Raw genomic sequence first — 5,578 nt, 5'->3', positions numbered from 1 at the left:
ATAATCACCTACTGGACGACAGTAGATGAACACTATTTAAAAGCATAACTAAAGAACAACTTGTGTGGATTTTTGCTGATTCAGAATGCTAAAAAATAAAGTTGACTATCTTTTCTTTTCGGAAAGATTATTAACTATAAAAATTATCATTTAAGACAGCAGAAAAACTCAAAGTTAATTCATTACGAACATAATTTTTAGCGATTTTGCCAGATTAGATGAGCCAAGTTTAGTAGCCTCTTTAAAGGGTTACATAGCAAGATTAAACTGAAGAGTTTGATCATGGCTCAGATTGAACGCTGGCGGCAGGCTTAACACATGCAAGTCGAGCGGAAACGATGGTAGCTTGCTACCAGGCGTCGAGCGGCGGACGGGTGAGTAATACTTAGGAATCTACCTAGTAGTGGGGGATAGCTCGGGGAAACTCGAATTAATACCGCATACGACCTACGGGAGAAAGGGGGCAGTTTACTGCTCTCGCTATTAGATGAGCCTAAGTCGGATTAGCTAGATGGTGGGGTAAAGGCCTACCATGGCGACGATCTGTAGCTGGTCTGAGAGGATGATCAGCCACACCGGGACTGAGACACGGCCCGGACTCCTACGGGAGGCAGCAGTGGGGAATATTGGACAATGGGGGAAACCCTGATCCAGCCATGCCGCGTGTGTGAAGAAGGCCTTTTGGTTGTAAAGCACTTTAAGCAGTGAAGAAGACTCCGTGGTTAATACCCACGGACGATGACATTAGCTGCAGAATAAGCACCGGCTAACTCTGTGCCAGCAGCCGCGGTAATACAGAGGGTGCAAGCGTTAATCGGAATTACTGGGCGTAAAGGGAGCGTAGGTGGCTCGATAAGTCAGATGTGAAATCCCCGGGCTCAACCTGGGAACTGCATCTGATACTGTTGAGCTAGAGTATGTGAGAGGAAGGTAGAATTCCAGGTGTAGCGGTGAAATGCGTAGAGATCTGGAGGAATACCGATGGCGAAGGCAGCCTTCTGGCATAATACTGACACTGAGGCTCGAAAGCGTGGGTAGCAAACAGGATTAGATACCCTGGTAGTCCACGCCGTAAACGATGTCTACTAGTCGTTGGGTCCCTTGAGGACTTAGTGACGCAGCTAACGCAATAAGTAGACCGCCTGGGGAGTACGGCCGCAAGGTTAAAACTCAAATGAATTGACGGGGGCCCGCACAAGCGGTGGAGCATGTGGTTTAATTCGATGCAACGCGAAGAACCTTACCTGGTCTTGACATATCTAGAATCCTGCAGAGATGCGGGAGTGCCTTCGGGAATTAGAATACAGGTGCTGCATGGCTGTCGTCAGCTCGTGTCGTGAGATGTTGGGTTAAGTCCCGCAACGAGCGCAACCCTTGTCCTTAGTTACCAGCGGGTTAAGCCGGGAACTCTAAGGATACTGCCAGTGACAAACTGGAGGAAGGCGGGGACGACGTCAAGTCATCATGGCCCTTACGACCAGGGCTACACACGTGCTACAATGGTAGGTACAGAGGGCAGCTACACAGCGATGTGATGCGAATCTCAAAAAGCCTATCGTAGTCCAGATTGGAGTCTGCAACTCGACTCCATGAAGTAGGAATCGCTAGTAATCGCGGATCAGAATGCCGCGGTGAATACGTTCCCGGGCCTTGTACACACCGCCCGTCACACCATGGGAGTTGATTGCACCAGAAGTGGTTAGCCTAACTTAGTGAGGGCGATCACCACGGTGTGGTTGATGACTGGGGTGAAGTCGTAACAAGGTAGCCGTAGGGGAACCTGCGGCTGGATCACCTCCTTATAGACGGCATTCGCTCAGCAAGAATTCACAACAAGTTGTTCTTTAGTTTAGATTGTTTATAAGCCTTATTGTATAAAGTGATTGCTTTAGACATTAAAGGCCTGTAGCTCAGCTGGTTAGAGCACCGTGTTGATAACGCGGGGGTCGGCAGTTCAAGTCTGCCCAGGCCTACCATTTATTTACGGGGCCATAGCTCAGTTGGTAGAGCGCCTGCCTTGCACGCAGGAGGTCAACGGTTCGACTCCGTTTGGCTCCACCATAATAAATACGATAGTAACTATATAAACAAGCATAAACAGAAACAAATAATTCAGATATTACATCATACGATTATTTCTTTCTGTTTTATACAGAACTTATGACTCGACGAGAGCGTAAGAACTATTTAAAAACATAGATATGAGTCTGGGTTAGGAACACGTGTTCACGCGTTGTTCCTAACCTTAATAACTCACTACTTAACGACATCAGTTGTTATCCCAGTAGTGAGTTATTAAAAAAGTAAAGAGAACTGAATCAAGCGTATAAACATAGGTGATATCGTTATCATAATTAGACTTATATAACACTTTGAAGTTAAAACTTATTTATAAGTTAAGACTACTTGGGGTTGTATGGTCAAGTAATGAAGCGCACATGGTGGATGCCTTGGCAGTCAGAGGCGATGAAAGACGTGACAGCCTGCGATAAGCTTCGGGGAGGCGGCAATATCCTGTGATCCGGAGATTTCTGAATGGGGAAACCCACTTACCATAAGGTAGGTATCTTGTACTTGTACAAGAAGCGAACGAGGGGAAGTGAAACATCTCAGTACCCTTAGGAATAGACATCAAATGAGATTCCCCAAGTAGCGGCGAGCGAACGGGGAGAAGCCGATTAGTGCTAATGTAGAAGAACAGCGTGGGAAAGCTGACCGTAGTAGGTGATAGTCCTGTATTCGAAACATTAGCGTTAACATATTAAGTAGAGCGGGGCACGAGAAATCCTGTTTGAAGATGGGGGGACCATCCTCCAAGGCTAAATACTCCTGACTGACCGATAGTGAACCAGTACCGTGAGGGAAAGGCGAAAAGAACCCCTGTGAGGGGAGTGAAATAGAACCTGAAACCGTGTGCGTACAAGCAGTGGGAGCCTTAATTTATTAGGGTGACCGCGTACCTTTTGTATAATGGGTCAGCGACTTATGTTCTGTAGCAAGGTTAACCGTTTAGGGGAGCCGTAGGGAAACCGAGTCTTAATAGGGCGTTTAGTTGCAGGGCATAGACCCGAAACCGAGTGATCTATCCATGAGCAGGTTGAAAGTGCCGTAACAGGCACCGGAGGACCGAACCCACTGTCGTTGAAAAGCCAGGGGATGACTTGTGGATAGGGGTGAAAGGCTAATCAAACTCGGTGATAGCTGGTTCTCCCCGAAAGCTATTTAGGTAGCGCCTCGGACGAACACCATTGGGGGTAGAGCACTGTTTCGGCTAGGGGGTCATACCGACTTACCAAACCGATGCAAACTCCGAATACCGATGAGTGATATCCGGGAGACACACAGTGGGTGCTAACGTCCATTGTGGAGAGGGAAACAACCCAGACCGCCAGCTAAGGCCCCAAATTCCTAGTTAAGTGGGAAACGAGGTGGGAAGGCATAGACAGCTAGGAGGTTGGCTTAGAAGCAGCCATCCTTTAAAGAAAGCGTAATAGCTCACTAGTCGAGTCGGCCCGCGCGGAAGATGTAACGGGGCTCAAACTAGGAGCCGAAGCTGCGGATTTGAATTTGTTTTCAAGTGGTAGGGGAGCGTTGTGTAAGCCTGTGAAGGTGTGTCGTAAGGCATGCTGGAGGTATCACAAGAGCGAATGCTGACGTGAGTAACGATAATGCGAGTGAAAAGCTCGCACGCCGGAAGATCAAGGGTTCCAGTCCAACGTTAATCGGGGCTGGGTGAGTCGACCCCTAAGGCGAGGCCGAAAGGCGTAGTCGATGGGAAATCGGTTAATATTCCGATACTTGTTTATAATGCGATGGAGGGACGGAGAAGGTTATGTCAGCCTGGCGTTGGTTGTCCAGGTGAAAGGATGTAGGCTTACAACTTAGGTAAATCCGGGTTGTTATATGGCTGAGATCTGATAGCAAGCTGTACTTGTACAGCGAAGTGGCAAATACCATGCTTCCAGGAAAAGCTTCTAAGCAATAGTTATAAACGAATCGTACCCTAAACCGACACAGGTGATCAGGTAGAGAATACCAAGGCGCTTGAGAGAACTCTGCTGAAGGAACTAGGCAAAATGGTACCGTAACTTCGGGAGAAGGTACGCTGTTGATGGTGATAGGACTTGCTCCTTGAGCTGTTGACAGTCGCAGATACCAGGCTGCTGCAACTGTTTATTAAAAACACAGCACTCTGCAAACACGAAAGTGGACGTATAGGGTGTGATGCCTGCCCGGTGCTGGAAGGTTAATTGATGGGGTTAGCGTAAGCGAAGCTCTTGATCGAAGCCCCAGTAAACGGCGGCCGTAACTATAACGGTCCTAAGGTAGCGAAATTCCTTGTCGGGTAAGTTCCGACCTGCACGAATGGCATAATGATGGCAGCGCTGTCTCCAGCAGAGACTCAGTGAAATCGAAATCGCAGTGAAGATGCTGTGTACCCGCGGCTAGACGGAAAGACCCCGTGAACCTTTACTACAGCTTTACATTGAACTTTGACCTGACTTGTGCAGGATAGGTGGGAGGCTTTGAAGCCGAGACGCTAGTCTTGGTGGAGCCAATCTTGAAATACCACCCTGGTCATGTTGGGGTTCTAACTCAGGTATAACAATACCGAGGACAATGTATGGTGGGTAGTTTGACTGGGGCGGTCTCCTCCTAAAGAGTAACGGAGGAGTACGAAGGTGCGCTCAGACCGGTCGGAAATCGGTCGTAGAGTATAAAGGCAAAAGCGCGCTTAACTGCGAGACCCACAAGTCGAGCAGGTACGAAAGTAGGTCTTAGTGATCCGGTGGTTCTGTATGGAAGGGCCATCGCTCAACGGATAAAAGGTACTCTGGGGATAACAGGCTGATACCGCCCAAGAGTTCATATCGACGGCGGTGTTTGGCACCTCGATGTCGGCTCATCTCATCCTAGGGCTGAAGCAGGTCCTAAGGGTATGGCTGTTCGCCATTTAAAGAGGTACGCGAGCTGGGTTTAGAACGTCGTGAGACAGTTCGGTCCCTATCTACCGTGGGCGTTGGAAATTTGAGAGGATCTGCTCCTAGTACGAGAGGACCAGAGTGGACGAACCTCTGGTGTTCGGGTTGTCACGCCAGTGGCATTGCCCGGTAGCTACGTTCGGATGGGATAACCGCTGAAAGCATCTAAGCGGGAAGCCCACCTCAAGATTAGATTTCCCTAAAGAGCCGTTGAAGACTACGACGTTGATAGGCAGGGTGTGGAAGCACAGCGATGTGTGTAGCTAACCTGTACTAATTGCTCGTTTGGCTTGACCATACAACACCCAAGTGGTTTGTATCAAAGCTCTAATTAATCTATCTTGTATAAGCGAAAGCTTATAGAATATATATATTTCGATATCACCTTTAACCTTGATTCAGTTAGGTTACAAGTTGGTCGACCAATAGATAATATCTTGACGTCATAATAACATCAGACTCATATCTAACCCCCTTTGCTGACGACAATAGCGCGATGGCCCCACCTGATCCCTTCCCGAACTCAGAAGTGAAACATCGTTGCGCCAATGGTAGTGTGGTTCGCCCATGTGAGAGTAGGTCATCGTCAGCTCTCT

2 tRNA genes and 3 rRNA genes are annotated in these 5,578 nt (G+C 48.2%); all 5 read left to right on the top strand.

What is annotated here, in order from left to right:
- Nucleotides 1-264: 264 nt before the first annotated feature.
- A 16S ribosomal RNA gene (locus tag W293_RS0114245) occupies nucleotides 265-1,802 on the top strand.
- Nucleotides 1,803-1,899: 97 nt separating this feature from the next.
- Nucleotides 1,900-1,976 (top strand) — tRNA-Ile (locus W293_RS0114240).
- 9 nt (nucleotides 1,977-1,985) lie between these two features.
- A tRNA-Ala gene (locus W293_RS0114235) sits at nucleotides 1,986-2,061 on the top strand.
- Between the two features lie 357 nt (nucleotides 2,062-2,418).
- A 23S ribosomal RNA gene (locus W293_RS0114230) occupies nucleotides 2,419-5,280 on the top strand.
- 180 nt (nucleotides 5,281-5,460) lie between these two features.
- Nucleotides 5,461-5,574 (top strand): 5S ribosomal RNA (gene rrf / locus W293_RS0114225).
- The 16S, 23S and 5S rRNA genes sit together here with 2 tRNA genes alongside, the layout of an rRNA operon.
- Nucleotides 5,575-5,578 lie beyond the last annotated feature (4 nt).

The organism is Psychrobacter sp. TB67, from assembly GCF_000511065.1.
Lineage (GTDB): Bacteria > Pseudomonadota > Gammaproteobacteria > Pseudomonadales > Moraxellaceae > Psychrobacter > Psychrobacter okhotskensis.
The sequence above is the reverse complement of the archived record's forward strand: the minus strand, read 5'-3'. Positions and strand labels throughout refer to the sequence as shown.